This is a genomic window from Bradyrhizobium acaciae (genome assembly GCF_020889785.1).
GTDB classification, from domain to species: domain Bacteria; phylum Pseudomonadota; class Alphaproteobacteria; order Rhizobiales; family Xanthobacteraceae; genus Bradyrhizobium; species Bradyrhizobium acaciae.
The window spans coordinates 14,735-35,756 of the sequence record NZ_JACMYK010000075.1 but is presented as its reverse complement, the minus strand read 5'-3'; the positions used below and the strand labels follow the sequence as shown (position 1 = coordinate 35,756).

Annotated in this window: 20 protein-coding genes; 5 read left to right on the top strand and 15 right to left on the bottom strand. The window is 65.0% G+C overall.

Features of this window, described 5'->3' with window-relative positions:
- Positions 1 to 84: 84 nt before the first annotated feature.
- Positions 85 to 267, bottom strand: a complete 183-nt coding sequence (locus tag H8A92_RS25055; RefSeq protein ID WP_229198241.1) for a hypothetical protein — start codon at positions 265 to 267, stop codon at positions 85 to 87.
- Between the two features lie 3 nt (positions 268 to 270).
- Between H8A92_RS25055 and H8A92_RS25050 the strand changes: the two genes are divergently transcribed.
- Positions 271 to 1,518 (top strand): Spy/CpxP family protein refolding chaperone, encoded by a 1,248-nt coding sequence (locus H8A92_RS25050; RefSeq protein ID WP_229198240.1) that lies wholly within the window; start codon positions 271 to 273, stop codon positions 1,516 to 1,518.
- 125 nt (positions 1,519 to 1,643) lie between these two features.
- Positions 1,644 to 2,336 carry a potassium channel family protein gene (locus H8A92_RS25045; protein ID WP_229198239.1) on the top strand — a complete coding sequence of 231 codons (693 nt, stop codon included), beginning with the start codon at positions 1,644 to 1,646 and terminating at the stop codon, positions 2,334 to 2,336.
- 24 nt (positions 2,337 to 2,360) lie between these two features.
- Here the strand turns inward: H8A92_RS25045 and H8A92_RS25040 are convergent, their stop codons facing one another.
- The 10 genes from H8A92_RS25040 to H8A92_RS24995 form a co-directional block, all read right to left on the bottom strand.
- Entirely contained in the window at positions 2,361 to 3,506 is a 1,146-nt protein-coding gene (locus H8A92_RS25040; protein WP_229198238.1) for an alpha-hydroxy acid oxidase, read from the bottom strand.
- A 112-nt stretch (positions 3,507 to 3,618) separates the two neighbouring features.
- Complete coding sequence (locus H8A92_RS25035; RefSeq protein WP_229198237.1) at positions 3,619 to 4,482, bottom strand: sugar phosphate isomerase/epimerase family protein; 864 nt, start codon at positions 4,480 to 4,482, stop codon at positions 3,619 to 3,621.
- Entirely contained in the window at positions 4,482 to 5,675 is a 1,194-nt protein-coding gene (locus H8A92_RS25030) for a dihydrodipicolinate synthase family protein (RefSeq protein WP_229198236.1), read from the bottom strand. Before H8A92_RS25030 ends, H8A92_RS25035 begins: the two co-directional genes overlap by 1 nt.
- 15 nt (positions 5,676 to 5,690) lie before the next feature.
- Positions 5,691 to 6,842, bottom strand: coding sequence for a Gfo/Idh/MocA family protein (locus tag H8A92_RS25025; RefSeq protein ID WP_229198235.1), 1,152 nt, complete (start codon positions 6,840 to 6,842; stop codon positions 5,691 to 5,693).
- Positions 6,839 to 8,245 carry an enolase-like domain-containing protein gene (locus H8A92_RS25020; protein WP_229198234.1) on the bottom strand — a complete coding sequence of 469 codons (1,407 nt, stop codon included), beginning with the start codon at positions 8,243 to 8,245 and terminating at the stop codon, positions 6,839 to 6,841. Before H8A92_RS25020 ends, H8A92_RS25025 begins: the two co-directional genes overlap by 4 nt.
- 14 nt (positions 8,246 to 8,259) lie before the next feature.
- The gene (locus tag H8A92_RS25015) at positions 8,260 to 9,108 is read right to left on the bottom strand and encodes an ABC transporter ATP-binding protein (protein ID WP_229198233.1); all 849 of its coding nucleotides are present in this window, start codon (positions 9,106 to 9,108) and stop codon (positions 8,260 to 8,262) included.
- Between the two features lie 166 nt (positions 9,109 to 9,274).
- Entirely contained in the window at positions 9,275 to 10,270 is a 996-nt protein-coding gene (locus H8A92_RS25010) for an ABC transporter substrate-binding protein (RefSeq protein ID WP_229198232.1), read from the bottom strand.
- A 170-nt stretch (positions 10,271 to 10,440) separates the two neighbouring features.
- The gene (locus H8A92_RS25005; protein ID WP_229198231.1) at positions 10,441 to 11,250 is read right to left on the bottom strand and encodes an ABC transporter permease; all 810 of its coding nucleotides are present in this window, start codon (positions 11,248 to 11,250) and stop codon (positions 10,441 to 10,443) included.
- A 154-nt stretch (positions 11,251 to 11,404) separates the two neighbouring features.
- On the bottom strand, positions 11,405 to 12,058 hold the full coding sequence (locus H8A92_RS25000; protein WP_229198230.1) for a TetR/AcrR family transcriptional regulator: 654 nt from the start codon (positions 12,056 to 12,058) through the stop codon (positions 11,405 to 11,407).
- Positions 12,059 to 12,420: 362 nt separating this feature from the next.
- The gene (locus H8A92_RS24995; RefSeq protein WP_229198229.1) at positions 12,421 to 13,269 is read right to left on the bottom strand and encodes a VOC family protein; all 849 of its coding nucleotides are present in this window, start codon (positions 13,267 to 13,269) and stop codon (positions 12,421 to 12,423) included.
- 224 nt (positions 13,270 to 13,493) lie between these two features.
- Between H8A92_RS24995 and H8A92_RS24990 the strand changes: the two genes are divergently transcribed.
- Positions 13,494 to 14,387, top strand: coding sequence for a sugar kinase (locus tag H8A92_RS24990; RefSeq protein ID WP_229198228.1), 894 nt, complete (start codon positions 13,494 to 13,496; stop codon positions 14,385 to 14,387).
- 15 nt (positions 14,388 to 14,402) lie between these two features.
- Positions 14,403 to 15,338 (top strand): ribokinase, encoded by a 936-nt coding sequence (gene rbsK / locus H8A92_RS24985; protein ID WP_229198227.1) that lies wholly within the window; start codon positions 14,403 to 14,405, stop codon positions 15,336 to 15,338.
- A gap of 117 nt (positions 15,339 to 15,455) precedes the next feature.
- Here rbsK and H8A92_RS24980 read toward each other — a convergent pair whose 3' ends face one another.
- Entirely contained in the window at positions 15,456 to 16,673 is a 1,218-nt protein-coding gene (locus H8A92_RS24980; protein ID WP_229198226.1) for an NAD(P)/FAD-dependent oxidoreductase, read from the bottom strand.
- Positions 16,674 to 16,935: 262 nt separating this feature from the next.
- On the opposite strand from H8A92_RS24980, the gene H8A92_RS24975 reads away from it, so the two are divergent.
- Positions 16,936 to 17,730, top strand: a complete 795-nt coding sequence (locus tag H8A92_RS24975; RefSeq protein WP_229198225.1) for an enoyl-CoA hydratase/isomerase family protein — start codon at positions 16,936 to 16,938, stop codon at positions 17,728 to 17,730.
- A gap of 192 nt (positions 17,731 to 17,922) precedes the next feature.
- Here H8A92_RS24975 and H8A92_RS24970 read toward each other — a convergent pair whose 3' ends face one another.
- The 3 genes from H8A92_RS24970 to H8A92_RS24960 all read right to left on the bottom strand — a co-directional run bounded on the left by H8A92_RS24970 (position 17,923) and on the right by H8A92_RS24960 (position 21,013).
- Complete coding sequence (locus H8A92_RS24970; protein WP_229198224.1) at positions 17,923 to 19,263, bottom strand: TRAP transporter large permease; 1,341 nt, start codon at positions 19,261 to 19,263, stop codon at positions 17,923 to 17,925.
- Entirely contained in the window at positions 19,260 to 19,844 is a 585-nt protein-coding gene (locus H8A92_RS24965) for a TRAP transporter small permease (protein ID WP_229198223.1), read from the bottom strand. Before H8A92_RS24965 ends, H8A92_RS24970 begins: the two co-directional genes overlap by 4 nt.
- A gap of 167 nt (positions 19,845 to 20,011) precedes the next feature.
- Complete coding sequence (locus H8A92_RS24960) at positions 20,012 to 21,013, bottom strand: TRAP transporter substrate-binding protein (RefSeq protein WP_420831359.1); 1,002 nt, start codon at positions 21,011 to 21,013, stop codon at positions 20,012 to 20,014.
- Between the last annotated feature and the right edge of the window lie 9 nt (positions 21,014 to 21,022).

Here is a 21,022-nt window from a genome sequence, read left to right as displayed (position 1 = left end):
GCCGCGCCACGCGTTGCAACGCATCGACCCGAATTCCGTCGTGGGGCACCGCCGCAGCGCCCTGCTCCCCATGTGGCCGCGCCATCACGCCCGAGCCCACCGTCGCGCTTGAGCGAGCGGCCGTCGCAGGCCGAGCGAATTCAACAGCGCGCGCAACAGCGGCAGCAGCTCGTCCAGCAACGCCAGCAGGCTGTGCAGCAGCGGCAGCGTGACACGCTCTCGCGCCAGACCGCGGAGCGGCAAACCCGGATCGATCGCCTGCAGCAACGCGTGCAGCAGTTGCAGTCGCAGAATGTCCAGGGTGCACGCGCACAACGCGTCCATGACCGCGCCCTGCAGGCGCAGAACCGCCTGCTGCAGCGCGAGCAGCGCTCACAGCAGGCCGATCTTGCCCGGCAGCAGCGATTGGCACCCGCAGCGACGGTTGGGGCCGCCACCGCGACCACCGCCGCGACGCAGGCGGCCCAGCGCGAGCGATTTGCCGCGCGCTTCCGCGAGCAGACAGGCGCGCAAAGCCAGGCCGCGCTTGCGATGCGCCAAGGCGGCTGGGCGCCCCGGAATGCCTGGCGGCGCGGCCACCGAGCGGCGTTCGTGGCGTGGCTTGGCCCGGTGTTCCTGCCTTACGCCTATTCGGACATCTTTGACTACACGTTCTGGCCCTATGCCTACGACCCCGGCTATTGGGCCTACGCCTATGACGACTTCGTCGACACCGTGTTCTGGGACACCAACAGTCCCTACTCCGCCTATGCAAGCATCGAGCCCGGCGATTATCCGGCGACCGCAGGCCGCACGCGATCCCGTCAACGCGCCGATACGAGCCCGCAGGCCATCAAGCAGCTGTGTGGTGAACCCGACAAGGGCGTCACGGCCTGGCCGCTTGCCGATATCGCGCGGGCGGTACGGCCGAACCAGCAGCAGCGTGCCTTGCTGGACGATCTGAAGGCTGCCGCGGCGCAGGCTGCCAATGTCTTCAAGGACTCCTGCACCGAAAGCTATGCATTGACGCCAACCGGCCGCTTGCGGTCGATGCTGAACCGGATCAGCGCAACGCTCGATGCAATCAAGATCGTGCGGCCCGCCCTGGCGAATTTCTACGGCTCGCTCAGCGACGAGCAGCAGGCCCGCTTCAATGCGCTCGGTCCACATGTCGGCGAACGTTCGCCGCAACAGCAGGAGGCAACCGCGCAATCCGGAAATTGCGGCGATTCGAAATCCGACCTGGCCCAATTGCCGATCAACCGGATCGAGGCCTCGCTTCATCCAGCGGGCAAGCAGAAGGAAGCGCTCGATCGCCTGAGCGATGCGACCACGAAGGCCATTGCGGACCTGCAGGCGGCTTGCCCGAACGATGTGCCGCTGACCCCGCTCGGCCGGCTGGAGGCAATGCAGCACCGGCTCGAGGCCATGCAGAAGGCCGCGCAGCTGATCGAGCCTGCGCTGGACAGGTTCTACGCCACGCTGAGCAGCGAGCAGAAGGCACGCTTCAACACGCTGCAGCAGGTCGCGAGCCCCTGAGGCACCCTGCCCGCGATCTTCACCGCCCGGTGCGCGCGACACCGGCCCCCGTCTTGCCTTTGCGGCCGGCGCACAGCAATGTTCGGCACCGGCATCCTGATGCCGTGCCGAATGACGGGGCGGGAATGAGGCGCAATTGGACGAGCATCGGCGAGCTGCGCAAGCGCTGGGGCGATTCCCTGCTGACCGTGCTCACGGCCCTGATCATGATCATGATGTTCGTGATAGCCCCGCTCCAAGCCCTCGGCCTGTTCGAATTCCAGATATTCGAGCTGCTGCTCGCGCTCTTCCTGGTCGGCGGCGTGTTCCTGATGTCGGGAAGCGCAATCGCCGTCACCGCGATGCTGGTTGCGCTTGCCATGATCGTCACGGGCGGAGTCCTGAGGCTGCGTTCGCCTTCGATCCTCGACCTCAATCTGTTCGCCGGCTCGTGGCTGATCGTCGGCATCACTCTCGCTGTGACGGTGGCTCGCGCGACATTTGCGCCGGGCCGCGTCACCTATCACCGCGTGATCGGCGCCGTCCTGCTCTACCTATCCGTTGCCGTGATCTTCTCGGCACTCTACACCTTCATCGGCACGCTGCTGCCGAACGCCTTTTCCGGGATGAAGATGGAGGACAGTCCGGCGCTGGCGAACCAACTGATCTATTTCAGCTTCATGACGCTGACGACCACCGGCTATGGCGACGTCGCCCCGCTGCACCCGATCGCGCGCAGCCTGTGCAATCTCGAGGCGATCTTCGGCCAACTCTATCCCGCAACGCTGCTGGCGCGGCTCGTCACGCTCGAGATCACGCACAGCGATCGGGATTCGTGAGCGCGATACGGATTGGGCGGGCGGCTATCTGAACTGCAGGTTTGCCCGAGAGAGCTGGCTGATCGAGGAACACCCCATCAGCCGCATGTCCCGCACCAGCTCCGCCTGCAGCAGACCGAGCGCGCGCTCGACTCCGGCCTGGCCGGCCGATGCCAGCGGATAGAGATAGAAGCGGCCCAGGCCGACGGCCTTGGCGCCCAACGACAGCGCTTTCAGCACATGGCTGCCCCGCTTGATGCCACCGTCCATCATCACATCGATCCGGTCGCCCACGGCATCGACGATCTCGGCCAGCTGATCGAACGCCGCCCGGGAGCCGTCGAGCTGCCGGCCGCCGTGATTGGACAGGATGATTCCGGTGCAGCCGATCTCGACGGCGCGCTTGGCGTCCTCGACCGACATGATGCCCTTCAGGCAGAACTGGCCATTCCATTGCCGGACCATCCCGGCGACGTCGTCCCACGTCATGGCGGGATCGAGCATCTCAGTAAAATAGCGCCCGATCGACATCGCGCCGCCGCTCATGTCGACATGCTCGTCGAGCTGCGGCAGCTTGAAGCTCTCATGGGTGACATAGTTGATGGCCCATGCCGGCTTGATGGCGAATTGCAGCATGCCGCCGAGCGTCAGCCTGAACGGAATCGAGAACCCGGTGCGCAGGTCGCGCTCGCGGTTGCCGCCGGTGATGCTGTCGACCGTCAACATCATGACGTTGACGCCGGCCTGCTTGGCGCGCTGCATCATGGCCGTGTTCAGGCCGCGATCCCGGTGGAAATAGAACTGGTAGACCTGCGGCGTCGCGTAGGCCTTGCGCAATTCCTCGAGGCTCACGGTACCGAGCGAGGACACGCCGAACATCGTACCGAATTTCGATGCCGCCGCCGCGACGGCTCGTTCGCCCTGATGATGAAACAGGCGCTGCAGCGCAGTAGGCGAACAATAGAACGGTGTCGCCAGTTTCTGCCCCATCACCGTGACCGAGAGATCGACGGTCTCCACGCCCCGCAGGACGTTGGGCACCAGGTCGCACCGCTCGAAGCTCGCGGTGTTCTGCCGGAGCGTCGCCTCGTCGTCGGCTCCGCCGTCGATATAATCGAAGATCGGCCCGGGAAGCCGCCGCCGCGCCAGTTCACGGAAGTCATGGAAATTATGGCAATGGCTCAAGCGCATGTCGTGCTCCGAAGGTCCGGACCGCGGCGTTCAACGGCTCTCGGTGCCGTTCACACCCACGCCCCCGGAATAACGGGCACGCTTTGCCTTGTCCACCGAACCGGTGGTCGGGTCAGACCGCCGAGCGGTGCCGCTCGATGCAGGCCCCCAGCACCTCGTCCAGCGGCCGGCTCCACCAGTCATTCGAGAAGATCTCGATCTCCGAATAGCCGGCAAAGCCCTGCGCCTCGACCATCGCGCGGACCGATTTGATGTCGATGACGCCGTCGCCCATCATGCCGCGGTCGTTGAGGATGTCCCTGGTCGGCACCAGCCAGTCGCAGACGTGGAAGGCGAGCAGGCGATCCTTGCCGGCGCGCGCGATCTGGCTCTTCAGTTCCGGATCCCACCAGATGTGATAGACGTCGAGCGCGACGCCGATGGCGCCGGTGCGGCCGGGATCGAGCGCGTCGCAGATGTCGAGCGCATGCTTGGTCGTGTTCACGCAGGCGCGGTCGGCGGCATAGGCCGGATGCAGCGGCTCGATCGCGAGCGGAAGTTTGGCCTGCTTTGCATAGTCCAGCATCTCGGCGATGCCGTCCTGCACCTGCCGGCGCGCGGCGGCGATGTCCTTCGAGGCCGCACTGCCCGGCCGCGAATATTGCGGCAGGCCGCCCACCACCAGCACGATGCAGGAGGCGCCGAGCGCCGCCGCCTCGTCGACCGCGCGGCGGTTGTCGTCCCGCGCCTCGCTGCGGTGCGCATTGTCGGCCGTAAACATGCCGCCGCGGCAATAGCCTGACAGATCAAGCCCGGCGTCCTTCACCGCGCGCACGGCGCGGTCGAGGCCGACGGCAGCGACCTGGTCGCGCCAGGGATCGATGGCGCGGATGCCGTGGCGCGCGCAAGCGTCGATGATCGCGATGAGATCGCCCTGCTTGCGGACCGTTGCCGTGTTCAGCGACAGCCAGCGGTGATCGTTGGAAAAGTCGCGCATCAGGCGTCGATGCCGCGTGTGGCCAGGATGGCCTGCATCCGTCGTGTCGCAAGCTCCGGATCGGCGAGCAGTCCCGCCTGGTCGGCGAGCCGGAACAGCTCGGCGAGATGCAGGGTCGAGCGCGCGCTTTCCTGTCCGCCGACCATCGTGAAGTGATCCTGATGCCCGTTGAGATAGGCCATGAACACAATGCCGGTCTTGTAGAAGCGCGTCGGCGCCTTGAAGATGTGGCGCGACAGCGGCACCGTCGGCCCCAGCACGTCATGGAAGCCGGCCTCATCGCCTGCGGCCAGCCGCGACAGCGCATAGGACGCGGCCGGCGCGATCGCGTCGAAGATGCCGAGCAGCGCGTGGGAGAAGCCCTTGTCATCGCCGGCGATCAGCTCGGCATAGTTGAAGTCGTCGCCGGTGTACATCTTGACGCGGGGATCGAGCCGGCGCCGCATGTCGATCTCGCGCTGCTTGTCGAGCAGCGAGACCTTGACGCCGTCGACCTTGGCCGCGTTGGCGTTGATGATCGCAACCGCCGTATCCATCGCCTTGTCGAGATCGGCGGTGCCCCAATAGCCCGATAGCGCCGGATCGAACATGTCGCCGAGCCAGTGGATGATCACGGGTTCACGGACCTGCGACAGCACGCGGTCGTAAACTCTCGCATAGTCCTCTGCGCTCTTTCCCAACTTCGCCAGCGCGCGCGAGGCCATCAGGATGATCCGCCCGCCGGCCTTCTCCACGGCCGCGATCTGCTCCTCATAGGCACGGATCACGTCGTCGATCGACCTGGCATCTTCCGCGGCGAGATGATCGGTGCCGGCGCCCGAAAACACCAGCGCGTTGCCTCTGGCCTTCGCGGCTTTGACCGAGCGCCGGATCAGTTCGAGTGAGGTCGCCCAGTCCAGCCCCATGCCGCGCTGCGCGGTGTCCATCGCCTCGGCGACGCCGAGGCCGAGGTCCCAGACGTGCTCGCGGAATGCAATCGTCCTGTCCCAATCGATCGCAGCGCTCAGCCAGGGATCGACGTCGGCCCGCGGATCGGCAACGACGTGGGCAGCCGAGAACGCGATCCGGTTCAGCGCCCCCTCGAGCTTCGCCGGAAAGGTCCGCGACGCTGCCAGGCGATAAATCTCGAGGCCTCCGCCCGTGGTGGGGAGCTTCAGCGACAGCGACGAGATCGGCAGGACTGGCTTGTTCATGACAAAAGCCCTCTCTCAGACCACGATCGGGGCGACGTCGATCCAGCGCCGCTCCTTCCAGCTCTTCAGCGCGCATTCGGCAAGCTGCACGCCCTTGGCACCCTCGAGCAGCGTGTATTTGTAGGGCGCATCCTCGCAGACGTGGCGGATGAACATCTCCCACTGCTCCTTGAAACCGTTGTCGTAGACGACATTCTCCGGGAGCTTCTGCCAGTCGGTGTAGAAATCGTGCATCCGCTTCTCGTCCGGATTCCACACCGGCCGCGGCGTCGCTTGGCGCGCCTGGATCACGCAGTCGGTCAGGCCCGCCACTGCCGAGCCATGGGTGCCGTCGACCTGGAAGGTGACGAGGTCGTCGCGGTAGACCCGCGTCACCCAGCTCATGTTGATATGCGCGATCACGCCGCCCTTCAGACGAAAGGTGGCGTAAGCGGAATCATCGGCGGTCGCCTGGTATTTCTTGCCCTTCTCGTCATAGCGCTCGGGGATATCTGTTGTCCCGATGCAGACCACGCTCTCGACCTCGCCGAACAGATTGTCGAGCACGTAGCGCCAGTGGCAGACCATATCGAGGATGATGCCGCCGCCGTCCTCGGCGCGGTAGTTCCACGACGGGCGCTGCGCCTCCTGCCAGCCGCCCTCGAACACCCAGTAGCCGAACTCGCCGCGCACAGAGAGCATGCGGCCGAAGAAACCGGAGTCGCGCAGGAAGGCGAGCTTCTTCAGGCCGGGCAGGAACAGCTTGTCCTGCACCGTGCCGTGCTTGAGGCCCTTGGCGTTGGCAAGCTTCACCACCGCGACGGCCTCCTCGAGATTGGTCGCGATCGGCTTCTCGCAATAGACATGCTTGCCGGCGTTGATCGCCTTGGTCAGCAGCGAGGGCCGCGCCTGGGTGGTGGCGGCGTCGAAGAACACCGTATCGCCCCTGTCCTCCAGCGCGCGATCGAGATCGGTGGTGTGGCGCTCGATGTTGTAGCGCTTCGCCAGTGAGCCGACCTTGTCGGCGTCGCGGCCGACCAGGATCGGATCGGGCATGATGCGGTCGCCGTTCGAAAGCTGCACGCCGCCCTGCTCGCGGATCGCGACGATCGAGCGGATCAGATGCTGGTTGAGCCCCATTCGGCCGGTGACGCCGTTCATGATCAGGCCGAGGCGTTTGGTCGTCATACTGCTTGCTCCTGCGAAACGCGTGGTGTTGGCCGTTTGAGCGGCTGCATGGTGGACCAGTCCGGATGGATCGAACTGGCAAAGCCCGGTGCCGCGGCGATCGATCCAGTCAGGAGATCGCCGTCATGGATCGCAAGGCGCACCTTGCCGCCGGCACGCGCGTAGAGATCGGGATGCGCGGTGAGGAAGGCATCAGCTTCGTCAGCCGGAGTGTCGGCAAAGCCGTCGACGTAATGGTGGCCGTTGCGCTCGGCATGGGGAACGCCGATCAGTGCGCCGAGTGCAAGGTCCTGCTGCACACCGAGCCCTGCCTGGCAGGTCAGGTCCTCACCGCTGATGAAATACTGGTCGCCATCCGCGCTCCACGCCGCCGCGCGGGTGGCATTGATGATCGACTTGTAGATGCCCTTGCAGGATTTCGAGGAAATGCCGCGATAGCCCAGCGCCCGCGCCTGCGGGAACGCATCGTAGGAATCGTCGGCCTCATCGACGATGAAGCTGCGCGTGGCGAGCCCCCCGAGCGGCGAGGCCTTTGTGATATCGCGCGGCATCGGCTGCTCGATATAGAGCAGGTTTGCGGCGATCGACCGCAGCGCCGCGTCATGGTCGAGCCGCTCGGCCAACGCGTTCAGTGCGGCAAGGTCGGCATATTGCTCATTGGCGTCGAGAGTGGTCCTGGTGGCGTAAGGCAGCTTGGCGAGCTCGCTGCCGATCCGCGCCAGCCGCGCCGCGTCATGCGCGGGATCGCCGTTCAGCTTGAGCTTGAAATAGCGTGCCCCCGCGTTCTCGTTCGCGTCGGCGACGCCGCCCTCGCCTTCAACCTTATCGTCCATCCCGACCGTATGCCTGACGGCGACACGGTCGAGCCGCTTGCGCGTCGACAGGAACTGAGCAATGGCCACATCCTCGAGATCTGGCGTCAGCCGCGCGTCGATGCCGGCGATGTTGCCGGCCATGCCGTCGAAGAAATTCGCGCCGGCCGCGCGCAGCAACGCATCCAGGATTGCCTTGTCGATCTCGGCCGGGCCAAAGCCGGCGGCGAGCGCCGGAATGTCTTCCGCGGCACAAGCCGCGACCTGCGGACCGAGACAGCTGGCATGCAGACCGAACGCGGTCTCGAAATCCCGGTTCGCCAGATAGAGCTCGCGCGCGATCGCAAGCGAGCGGCGCAGGCCGTCGAGCGACTGCGCCTCCGTCAGATGCGGCCGCTTGTCGAACCATTTCGGCGCCAGCATTTCGGCGCCGGCGCCGGTCGCGCGGCCCCTGCCTTCCACCTCGATCACGACCCGCACGAACAGCTGCGTCGACGCGGTGATCGTCACCGCGCCGAAACGGAACGGCCGGGCGAACACCAAAGGCCGTTCGAAGAACGCGATATCGTTGACTTTGAGGCGAAGCGACATTGAAGGCTCGGGTGTTAGTCCAGCGACCCCTGCGTGAAGAAATGCTTGCGGATCCGCTGCACCAGTTCGGTGAAGACGGGATCGGACATGGTCTCGAGCGAGCGCGGTCGCGGCATCGGCACGTCGTAGATCGCGGCGATCGCGCCGGGGCGCTCGGTCATCACAAGCACACGATCGGCGAGGAACACGGCTTCGGGGATCGAGTGCGTGATCAGCAGCACCGTCTTGCCGGTCTCGCGCTGGATCCGCATCAGCTCGACGTTCATCCGTTCCCGCGTCATGGCGTCGAGCGCGCCGAACGGCTCGTCCATCAGCATGATCTTGGGATCATGCACCAGCGCGCGGCAGATCGAGGCGCGCTGCTGCATACCGCCGGACAATTGCCAGGGCAGCTTCTTCTCAAAACCCTCGAGCCCGACGAGCTTCAGCAGCGCCTTGGCGCGGGCGAGATATTTGTCGCGGGCGAGCCGCTTCATGTCGATCGGCAGCATGACGTTGGACAGGATGTTGCGCCACGGCAGCAACAGCGCGTTCTGGAACACGATGCCGACATTGCCGTGCGGCCTGGTTACCGGCTCGCCATCGACCAACACCTCTCCCGTCGTCGGCGGCAACAGGCCCGAGATCATCTTGAGCAGCGTGGACTTGCCGCAGCCGGACGGCCCGACCACCACAAAGAACTCGCCGTCATTGATGGTGAAGTCGAGCGGCCGCAACGACGGCACGTCGCCATCGCGCGAGCGGTAGGTTTTCGACACGCCGGACAGTTTGATGCCCGGCGCGGCGCCTGCCGCGCGGTCAGAGACCAGGCGCAGATGCGCGGCGGGCTGGTTGATGTCAGCGAGTCTGGTTGCGGGATTCATCGCGCCTCTCTCCACCCGTCGTCCCTGCGAAAGCAGGGACCCATACGCCGCGGCTTCTCGTTCGGGCACATGGGGAGAGACATTCCGCAACAACTAACGCCGGGGGTTATGGGTCCTTGCTCCGTGCGCAATCGCGCACTCGGCAGGGACGACAGTTGAGTGTGGGTCACGAGTCACCCTTCGGCAGATAGTCGTTGGTGTAGAACGCCTTCGGATTGGCCTTCGCTTTGGCGTCGAGGCCGCCATACTCGACCATCAGATCGACCGACTCGGTCATGTTCTGGTCGGTGACCTGGAACGGCCGCTTGGCCTTGGTCTCCGGCGTGCGATAGAGCGGGATCGTCAGCTCGAAGCCTTGCGTCAACGTATCGATCTTGCCGCCCTTCGGGTTGGCGTCGAGGATCGACTGCGCGGCCGCCTTCGGGTCCTTCTCGGCGGCCTCCACCGCCTTCGTCGTCGCCGACATGAAGCGGCGGACCAGATCGGCATTAGCCTTCACATAGTCCGAGTTCGCGATGATCCCCGACGACACCATGTTGATGCCGTAGTCGGCGAACTTGATCGGGTAGACGTCCTTGCCGGTGGCGTCCTTGATCTTCATCGACTGGTCCATGACATAGCCGAGCAGGAGATCGGCCTGGCCGTTGATGACGGCGTTGAGCTTGGTCTGGCCGTCGCCGGCAACGGTGTTGAAGTCGCTTTCCTTCAGACCGGTCTTCTTCAGGAACAGCGGCCAGATCTGGGTCATCGAGTCCGCCGGCGTGATCGCAACCGTCTTGCCCTTGATATCCTCGGGTTTCCTGATGTTCTTGTCGACGAAGCCCATCGCCGACATCGGGCTGGTCTGCAGCAGCACGCCGGTGGCGATCACGGGCGCGCCCTTCACCGCCGCACGCATCATCGTCGGCACGTCGACATAGCCGAAATCCGCGGTCTTGGCGGCCACCGCCTGCGTGGTCGCAGCCGAGCCGCGGCCTTCCTGGATCTCGAGGTCGATGCCTTCTGCGGCATAGATGCCTTTGGCCTTGCCGTAATAGAACGGCGCGTGCTCGCCATAGACGTACCAGTTCAGCATCAGCACGACCTTGTCCGCCGCAGACGCGGGTGCCACCGCAAGCGCGGTCCAGGCCAGTGCGGCAATGACAGCAGTGATCAATCGCATCCGTTAATCCTCCCGTTGTTTTTTCGTCATTGCGAGCCACCCGGTCGGCGCGAAGCGCCGCCGGATGACAGGCTCCGCGAAGCAATCCATCGTGCGGCAAGTGGAGAGATGGATTGCTTCGTCGCTGTCGCTCCTCGCAATGACGTTTGCTGTTGTTTCTGTGCACAATCCTACGAAGCGAAACTGATGTCGTCGCGCTGGCTGACGTGCCAGGGGATCACCAGCCGCTCGATGCGGTCGACGATCCAGAACAGGATGACGCCGAGCAGCGCCAGGATCACTAAGGCTGCGAACATCGTCGGCAGGTCGAAGGTGCCGATCGAGCGCTGCATCACATAGCCGATGCCGGAATTCGAGCCGACGAACTCGCCGACCACGGCGCCGACCACGGCGAGCGTCACCGAGACCTTCAGGCCGGAGAAGATCGCGGGCATCGCGTGCGGCAGGTTGACCGCGCAGAACACCTTGAAGCGGCTGCCCTGCATCGCGCGCGCCAGATCGACCATGTCAGGATCGACGGACTTGAAGCCCTGCACTGCCGAGACCACGACCGGGAAGAAGCCGAGCAGGAACGCGGAAATCACCTTGGGGATGATGCCGAAGCCGAACCACACCACGAACAGCGGCGCGATCGCGATCTTCGGCACCGATTGGGAGAACACCAGCAGCGGATAGACGTAGCTCTCGACCGTCTTCGAGCCGGCGATCAGCATCGCGACGGGAACGCCGAACAGCGCCGAGAGCAGGAAGCCGCAGATCGTCGCGTAGGTGGTCGGCCAGGACTGCCGTAGCAGCTCCGGCCAGTCGCTCCAGAGCACCGCGACGACGTCGCCGGGCGACGGGATCTGGTAGGCCGGAATATGGAACAGGCGGATCGCGAGGTCCCAGGCCGCCACGATGACGACCAGGAACAGGAACGGGCGGACCCACGCCGCATTCAGCACCTTCGACAGGCCCGAAGGGCTCTTTGCCTCCGCCACGTCACGCTCCCTCACAGTTTCTCAGTTCGCCCAGAAATTAACCCGTTGGATAAATACTGTCCAGCCCCTGACAGGCGGCAAAATCGTGCGGAAATCCCCTACTTTCGTCAGATGAGATTTTTATCGGTACGGATTGCGGATGAACCGCGACCCGTCACACCACGCGGTGTTCCGCGGCATGCCGCAGCGGCATTGCGCCGAACGCGGCCGCGGATTTTCCGGTCAGCGCCGCCAGCACCAGCGCAATCATGTGCTCGAGGCGCTCGTCGCGGGCGTCCTTCTTCAAGAGGTCGCGGCCGAAGATCACACTCAGCGTGGCACAGTTGGAGAGATAGAAGAACGCCAGCCCGGCGATCGAGATGTAGAGTTGCACCGGATCGACCGCGACGCGGAAATCGCCGCTTTCAACGCCGCGGGTCACCACGGTGCGGATCATCTCGACAAAGGGCGAGTGCATCGACTTGACCTTGGTCGAGCGCTTCAGGTGCTTTGCCTTGGCGAGGTTTTCCGTGTTCAGCAATGCCAGGAACTCGGGATTGCGCAGAAAATAGTTCCACGTGAAGTCAATCAGGCGCCCGATCGCCTCGGGCGGATCGAGATGCTCGAGATCGAGCGTGCGCTCCTCGGCGCGGATCTTCTCGTAGGCGCCTTCCAGCACCTCGAGATAAAGATCCTCCTTGTTGCCGACATGGTAGTACAGCATGCGCTTGTTGGCGTCGGCATTGGCCGCAATGCGGTCGACCCGCGCGCCGGCGAGGCCATGGGCGGCAAATTCCTGCTTGGCCGCCTCGAGAATCCGCAGCCGCATCCCCTGGGGGTCGCGCTGCCATCTCTGTATTCGCTTTGCCTTGGCCAAATCGATCGCCCGTGATGCTGAACTGATGAATGTAGCATGACGCACGACGTTTGAGAACGAATGTTGTCGTGACGGTCATGCGGGGATTTTTCTCGTCCCTTCGTCATTCCCCGGTGCGCAATTGCGCACCTGAGGGCTCGCGAAGCGAGAGCCCGGAATCCCATCCATCCATGGAACATGCGACTCGATGGATTCCGGGTTCGTGCGGAGCCTGTCATCGGGCACGCGTTCGCGCGACCCGGTGGCCCGCCCCGGAATGACGATGAGATTTACTGCACGCACGTTGCCGGGACGACGCTCACGCGAAATGCGGCCTAGTCTGGCTTTCCCTGTGAGGGCTGCACCAGAAGCGTCGGCACACCGCACGTGCCGTTGCGCACCGTCATCACGCGCGTGCCGGGCTTGCGGCCGGTGCGAGCCTCCGAGACGTCGACACCTGCGGCAACCAGCCGCGCATGCGTGGCATCGATGTCGGCAACGCGCCAGCAGATGCCGCGCAGCCGGTCCGGCGCATCGGTTTCCGATTTGCCCGGCCGGTGCGTGACCTCGACGACGAGATCCCCGCAGCGGAAGAACATCAGCCGGCCCCAGTCCGGATGCGACCGGTCGAGCGCCATGTCGAGCCCGAGCCGCGCGCCATAGAGTGCGGCAGCGCGTTCCGGATCGGCGGTCGAAACCACGACATGATCCATCGCGGTGATCGAGGCCGGCGTGGTGCGCACCGACAGCGGCCGCTCCTGCGCTCGTTCCAGGAAGAACATGCGTACGCCGCGCGTCGCATCGGTCGCCGCGCGCGTCCGCTTCCACGACAGCGTGGCGCCGCTGGTGTCATCGCGGCTCTCGACCTCGGCGACAGGCTCCGGCTTCAGCGTCAGCCGGTCGAGCCGGCGGTACGTCCTGGCGATATCGCTGGTCCGGAAGCAAAGGCTTGCGAGCCCCTCGCCCTGGGTAGCGAGCGCATTGCGAATGTGCTGGGCTGCATCGTTGTCGCCGTGCGGCGCCACCAATTCCAGCGTGGTATTGTCAAGCGTGAACAGCGTCCGATCGGCGCCACCGCCACTGTAGCGCCAGGACGGTGCCCGCGCGAACAGCGTCTCGTAGGCGGCGCTGGCGGCGGTGATGTCGCCGGTCAGGACGACGACATGATCGAGACCGGTAATCATGGTTTTGGCCTCCCCGAATCTGCCGTCATCGTGCTTCTCCCTTGCGCGCCCCGGAACCGCGGACTGCCGCCGTCCGTTATGCCGCATGCCAGAACGGCCCGGCTGCATCCATCATCTCTACCTGCAAACCAAGCAGGGTTGCGAATAATTTCAGCGATATCGGCCGACCAGCGGTGCTAGTCTGGTCGGTGGCCGGGACCACACCAAGCGACGACGGGAAGCGAATGCAGGCTCTCTTCATTGGACAGACCTATATCGACGTCACCTTCATCACGGATCACATGCCTGTCGGCGACGAGAAGCACGTCGCCGACGCCTATGCAGTCTCGTTCGGCGGCAACGCGGTAACCGCGGCATTCTGCTGCGCCAAGCTCGGCGTCGAGCCGGACCTGATCGCCACCATGGCCAATGACTGGCTGGGGCGGATGTTCTGGGACATGGCCGACCGGTACGGCATCTCGTTCCATCCGCGCAAGGTCAACTCCTCCTCGCTGTCCTTCATCATGCCCAATGACGGCAAGCGCGCCATCGTCCGCTGCCGCGACGATCAGCACATCCATCCCTTTCCGCTGCTGAACATCAAGGGCTGCCGTGCGCTGCACATCGACGGCCACCAGCCGGACGCGGCGATCCATTACGCCAAGCTCTGCCGCGAGGACGGCATCATGACCTCGCTCGACGGCGGCGGCCTGCGCACCAACACCCACGAATTGCTCGCATTCATCGACGTCGCGATCGTCGCCGAACGGCTGTGCGAACAGATGGACAAGACGCCGGAGCAGATGCTCGACTATCTCAAGAGCCGCGGCTGCAAGATCGGCGGCGTCACCATGGGCGAGCGCGGCCTGCTCTGGTACGATGAAGCCGGTACGGTGCAGACGCTGCCGGCGTTTCCGATTCCGCGCAAGCGCGTGATCGACACCAACGGCGCCGGCGACGTCTTCCACGGCGCCTATGTCTATTCCTATCTCGCCAATCCCGGCAAAGCCTGGCATGAGCATTTTGAGTTCGCGCGCGCGGCGTCGACCTTCAAGATCCAGAAGCTCGGCAACGAGGCCGGCCTGCCGACGCTAGCCGACATTGCGGCGGTCAAGCAGGAGTTCGGCGCCGCGGTCTGACAGGGGTAAATGGGCATGGGGCGCGTCTTCGTCGCAGGCAGCATCAACATGGACGTGGTGGCGACCGCCCAGCGCCATCCGCGAATCGGCGAGACCGTCGCCGGCGAGGCCGTGCTGTATTTCCCCGGCGGCAAAGGCGCCAATCAGGCGGTGGCATCGGCCAAGCTCGGCATACCGACCACGCTCATCGGCCGGCTCGGCACCGACGCATTCGGCAGGGAGCTTCGAGCATTCCTTGCCGCGCAAGGCGTCGATCTCGGCTTCGTCAAGGACACCGACGGCACGCATTCGGGCACCGCGATCATCACGGTCGCCAATGCCGACAACACCATCGTCGTCGTGCCGGGCGCCAATGGGCTGGTCGACGCTGACGATGTCGCAGCCCCCACACTTGCGAAGGGTGACGTCGCGGTCAGCCAGTTCGAGATTCCGCTGCCTACCATCGCCGCGTTCTTCCGTCGTGCCCGCGCCGCCGGCGCCACCACGATCCTCAATCCGGCGCCGGCGAAGGCGGCCGACAAGGGATTGCTCGACCTGGTCGATGTCCTGATCCTCAACGAGACCGAGCTCGGCGTCCTCGCGGGGACTGAGCTGCGCGACAACGACGCGCCCTCTCGCTTCGCCGAGGCGGCGCGGGCCTTGGGGCAAGGCAAGATCGTCTGCGTCACCCTCGGCAAGCGCGGCGTTCTGGCGCTGGTCGGGGACCAAGCGCTGCTGGTGCCGGGACATGAGGTCAAGGCCGTCGACACCACAGGCGCCGGCGATTGTTTCGTCGGCGCCCTCGCCTCACAACTCGCCACCGGCAAGCCGCTTCGCGACGCGCTGGCCTACGCCAACGCCGCCGCCTCGATCTGCGTGCAACGGATGGGGGCGGCGCCGTCGATGCCGACGGCGGAAGAGGTAGAGAACGCTATCTCCCCACGTCGTCCCGGCGAAGGCCGGGACCTGTAACCACCGATCTTGGTTGTCGTAGGGATCGTGGCCTCAGCGTCGCTCAACAATCTGTCTTTGGGGTAATGGGTCCCGGCTCCGTGCGCAATTGCGCACTAGGCCGGGACGACGGGAGTATTAGGAAAGCGCACTCTTCAAATCAAAGCTCGCATCCGCCGCCTGCTCCGGCGTGATCGAGCCGCCGGCGCCGAGCAGCCTGCGGCCGAACATGTGATCGCCGGCGCGATTGACCGATTCGATGCCGAGCAGTCTGTCGCCGCGATAGCAGAACGCCGAGAACGCCCCCCGCGCACGGTCGCCGCGCACCACGACGCGGTCGTAGCCGGTGGTGAGACCCGCCATCTGCAGCTTGTCGGGGCCCTGGTCGCTCCAGAACCACGGCAGGCCGTCATAGACTTCGGTCTTCCCCGTCAGCCGCGACGCCACGCAGCGCGCGTGATCGGTCGCGTTCTGCACCGATTCCAGCCGCAGCGATCCGCCGAAGCGCTTGCTGGTGTAGAGCGCGCAATCTCCGATCGCGGACACGTTCGGATCGGCGGTCAAGAGATGCTCGTCGACGATGATGCCGGATGCGACCGGCAGGCCGGCCTCCGCGGCGAGCTCGACATTCGGCAGCACGCCGACGCCGACCACAACGAGATCGGCCGGAATATGCGTGCCGTTGCTCAGGCTGACGCCGGTGACCTTGGCGCCGTCGGCCTCGATCGCGGTGACCTGGACGCCGAGATGAATCCGGATGCCGGCAGCAGCGTGGCGGGACTGCGAGAACTCGGAGATCTCCGCGGTCACCGCCCGCGCCATCACCCGCGAGGCCAGTTCGACCACATCGACCTCGAGGCCCTTGCCCCGCGCGGTCGCCGCGAATTCAAGCCCGATGAAGCCTGCGCCGATCACCACGACGCGCATGCCGGGCGCGATCAAGTCGCGCAGCGCCTGGCTTTCATCCAGGATACGGAGGTAGCGAACCGCGTCGAGCTTGGCGTTGGGAATATCGAGCAGCCGGTTCCGCGCGCCGGTCGCGAACACCAGATGGCCGTAGTCGAGCGACGTACCGGAGGCGAGCGCCACTTTCCGCGCGTTACGGTCGATCGCGTGCGCCCGATCGGTGATCAGCTCGATCTTGTTGTCGTGGTAGAATTTCTCGGGCCGGAACATCAGGGTCTCGGGCCCGCCGGTCCCCTTCAGATAGGCCTTCGACAGCGGCGGCCGCTGATACGGCAGATGGCCCTCGTCATTGATCAGGGCGATGCGCTCCGAAAAGCCCGCCTGGCGCAGCGACGCCGCGAGCTGGAAGCCGGCGTGGCCGGCGCCGACGATGATGACCGAGCCCGTCATCGGAACAACCCAAATACGCGCGAGCAGGAGTCACCCATGCCGTTTCCTCTTGTCGATGTTAGCTTGCTTGCCCCGTCCCCACAGCGCTCGTGTCTGCGTACCGAAGGCTGGCGGCCATTTGGCCTCATGGCTCGCGCCGATGCAAGGGGGTCGCTGGCAAATCTGGGCATCCGAAAGCCGCCTCCGGACCGCCGGGCCGCATTGCCACAGCTGCCGCCAAGGCCTTAAATGTCCGGAAATAACAAGCCCAAGGTCCCTAAAAATGTCCGATCCCGCCTCCTCCCCGAACGACCCCGCTTTGCTCCGCATCGACGGCGCCATCGCGACCATCACGCTGAACCGGCCGGCCGCGTTCAACGCGATCGACCTGACGATCGCTAAAAAACTGGAACAGCTCGGCGCCGAGGTCGAAGCCAACAAGGACGTCCGCGTGCTGGTCATCGAGGGCGCAGGTCGCGCCTTCTGCGCCGGCGGCGATCTGCAGACCATCGGTGCCGCGACTGAGGCCAACAACGTCGCCCCCGTGGTCGGCGAGATGCTGCACCACTACCACGCCTTCATCGAGACGGTTCGGCGGATGCCGAAGCTGGTGCTGTCCAGCGTGCATGGTTCGGCGGCCGGCGCCGGCATGGGCCTCGCCTTCGTGACCGACCTGTGCATCGCCGCGGAAGACGCCCGCTTCACGCCCGCTTATGCCAAGATCGGCGTGTCGCCGGACGGCGGCAGCACGGTCGGCATTGTCGGCACCGTCGGCACCCGCCGCGCGCTGCAGATCTTCCTTGCCGAGGATGGCTTCACCGCACAGCAGGCCTATGAATGGGGCCTCGTCGTCAAGACCGTGCCCGCGACCGAATTGAAGGCGGCCACCCGGCAGCTCGCCGAACGCCTGGCAAGGAATCCGCCCGCCGCGATCGCGGCAACCAAATCACTGGTCTATCAGGCAGCCACCACGCCGACCAAGCAGCAGCTCGATGCCGAGGAGCACAAGATCATTGCGACCATGCATACCGACGATTTCCGCGTCGCCGTGAAGAAGTTCACCAGCAAGTCGAAGTAGCAACAACAGGCACCACTGCGTCACAGCCGCGGTCTCATCCGGTAACACCTCGCACCGCCGTCGCTGCGAGGAGCGGTAGCGACGAAGCAATCGATTTCTCCGCTTGCGGAGCGGTGGATTGCTTCGCTTCGCTCGCAATGACGTGGATGGAGCGGTGCGTGCACCTCTCCATGAGGCTCCTGCCCGGCAAGGCTAGTTCGGGCAGATGTATCCTGTGCCGCCGGGCGCCTTGAAGCAGCCGACCGATTCCGGGATCACCTGCTTCGGCAGCCACAGCACGACCTTCGGAAAATAGATCGTGAAGCAGATCGTGACCAGGAACACGACATAGATCGGCAGCGCCGCCCGCAATGCCTTCGCAAAGCTCACGCCGACGAATTTCGAGGCCATCAGCAACACCAGCCCGTATGGCGGCGTGATCAGGCCGAAGGCCAGCGTCGCGATCAGCACCACGCCCATATGCACGCCGTTGATGTCGCCGGCCTGGGTCAGCGCGTTGACCAGCGGCATGAAGATGATGATGGTCGGCACCGGCTCGATGAAGTCGCCGACCACGGTGAACAACAGCACCATCAGGAGCATGATGAGGTGCGGATCGTTGCCGGCGATCGAGGTGATCCAGTCGGCGATGTAGATCGCGCCGCGCAAATAGGCCAGCATCCAGCCGAACGCGTTCGCCGCCCCGATCGTGATCAGCGGCAGCGAAAAAATGAGACCGGCCAGGCAGAAGTCGTAAGGAATCTTCTTCAGGTGCCCGCGGTTCAGCGCCGGGATCACCACGACGATGATGTAGACGACCGCGACGACGCCGGCCTCGGTCGGCGTGAACCAGCCGGTCAGGATGCCGCCGAGCAGGATCACCGGGATCATCAGCGGCAGCGCGGCGTCGCCGGCGGCGAAGGCGACCTGGCGCAGCGGCGCGCGCGGCTTGCGCAGGCCCGAGGGCCCGAAGAAGTAGCAATAGATCATCAGCCCGAAGCCGATCATCAGCCCCGGCACCACGCCGGCCATGAACAGGCCGGCGATCGAGACGTTGCCGACCGCGCCATAGACCACGGCGGTGATGCTCGGCGGCACCAGTGCCGCAATCGTCGACGCCGAGGCGATGATCGCGGCAATGAACGCCGGCTCGTAGCCCTCCCGCCGCATCGGGCCGCCGAGCGCCCGGCTCATGACGGCGACGTCGGCGGTGGTCGAGCCCGACATTTCCGAGAAGAACATGCTGAAGACGACCACGACCTGCGACAGCCCGCCCCTGATATGCCCGACCAGCGACACCGACAGATTGGCGATGCGGACCACGACATTCGCCGAGCTCATGAGCTCGCCGACCAAGAGGAAGAACGGGATCGCGAGCAGCGCCTCGGAATCGACGCCGTCAAAGATCTTCTGGACGATCGCCGCCAGCGACACGTCGGACAGCGCCGCGCCGATGAACACCCCGGCCATCAGCGAGAACGGCACGGGCACGCCGAGATAGCCGAAGAACAGGAAGCAGAACGACATCAGCACAAGCACGACCGGAGCGCTCACGGCCGCACTCCCGTCGTCGCGCTGGTGTTGATCGCTGATATCGCAAGGTCATCGTCCGGCGGCTCCGGATGATCGAAGCCGTTGCGGATGCCGTTGACGAGCTGCTCGATCGTGAACAGGCCGATCAGGATGCCCGACAGCGGGATCACGGCATAGAGCGAGGCGATCGGCGTGCCGGACGGAAGGCGGAAGCTGCCGAAGCCGCGCAGGTAATTCTGATAGCCATACCAGACCAGGCAGAAGGCAACGCCCAGCACGACGAGGCGAATGACGATCTCGACGAATGTCCGCGACCTGCCGTGCATCGCCTCCGAGAGTGCGGTCAGATAGAGATGATCGTTACGTCGTGTCGCGACCGCGGCACCGATGAAGATTGCATAGATGAACAGCGTCGAGGTCACCTCCTGCAGCCACAGCCAGGGATGGCCGATGGTGCGGGTGACGATGTCGGCGGTCACCGAGAGCGAGAAGCCGAAGCACAGCAGGCCGCACAGCATCATCAGGATCAGCTCGAGCCGGTCGAGCGCCCGCCATTTCAGATGCCGCTGACGTTGCAGCACCAGTCTGTCGGCCATGGCCATCGAATGCTCTGTCCTCGTATGTCGTCCCGGCCTAGTGCGCAATTGCGCACGGGGGGCCGGGACCCATAACCACCGGCGCCTGATGCTTTGAGAAAGAACGGCGGCCCGGTGCTTCAATGGACAAGCCGCGGCGTATGGGTCCCGGCCTTCGCCGGGACGACGCTTGTTTAATTGATCGCGCGGATCAGGTTCTTGATCTTCTCCGCATGCGGACCGAGCTCCTTGGCGAGCTTGTCGAGATAGGGATCAGCGACAGCGGTGAAACTCTTCTTGTCCACGTCCTCGACCACCTTGACGCCGAACGACTTCAGCTTGGTCAGCGCATTCCGTTCCAGCTCGAAGGCTTTCTGCGGCTCCTTGGCGCTGACCTCGTTGGCGGCAGCCTGCACCCACTGCTTCTGCTCGGCGGAGAGGCTCTGCCACAGCTTGTCGGAGACGAACAGCAGCGCATTGTTGGCCTCGTGCTCGGTGATCGAGAGCACCGGCGCCACCTCATAGTGCTTGTTGACGAGATAGACGTTGATGCTGTTCTCGGCGGCGTCGACCACGCCGGTCTGCAGCGAGGTGTAGACGCTGCCGAACGGCATATGCACCGTCTGCGCGCCATAGGCCGGGAACATGGTGTCCTCGGTCGCGGTCGCCTGCACCCGGACCTTGACGCCCTTGAGGTCGCCGACGTTGTGGATTTCCCTCTTGCTGTAGATGTGGCGCACGCCCTGCGAGCCGGTGCCGATCACGTGCAGGCCCTGCGCGGTCTCGTCGATCATCGTCCTGATCGCGTCGAACACCTGCGGGTCGGCCAGCGCCTTGATCACATGGGCGTCGTTGCGGAACAGGAAGTGCAGCGACATCACGCCGGCCTGCGGCGAGATCGTCGCAGTGTTGGCGGAGGAGATGATCGCGAACTCGATATCGCCCGACTTGACGAGTTGCAGCAGCTGCGGCTCCTGGCCGAGCTGCGCGCCGGGATATTGGTCGACGATCAACGTCCCCTTGCTCAACTCCTTGAGCTTGTCGGCAAAGAGATCGCCGGCGACCGAATAGCCGGTGTTGCGCGGCTGATCGTAGGCGAAGCGGAAGTGCTTGACCTCCTGCGCGCCGGCACGCGCGGGCAGCAGCAGCGCTGCTGCGGTCATGGCGATCCCGACGATCCCGGCTGAGTAGCCCATCGCGACGTT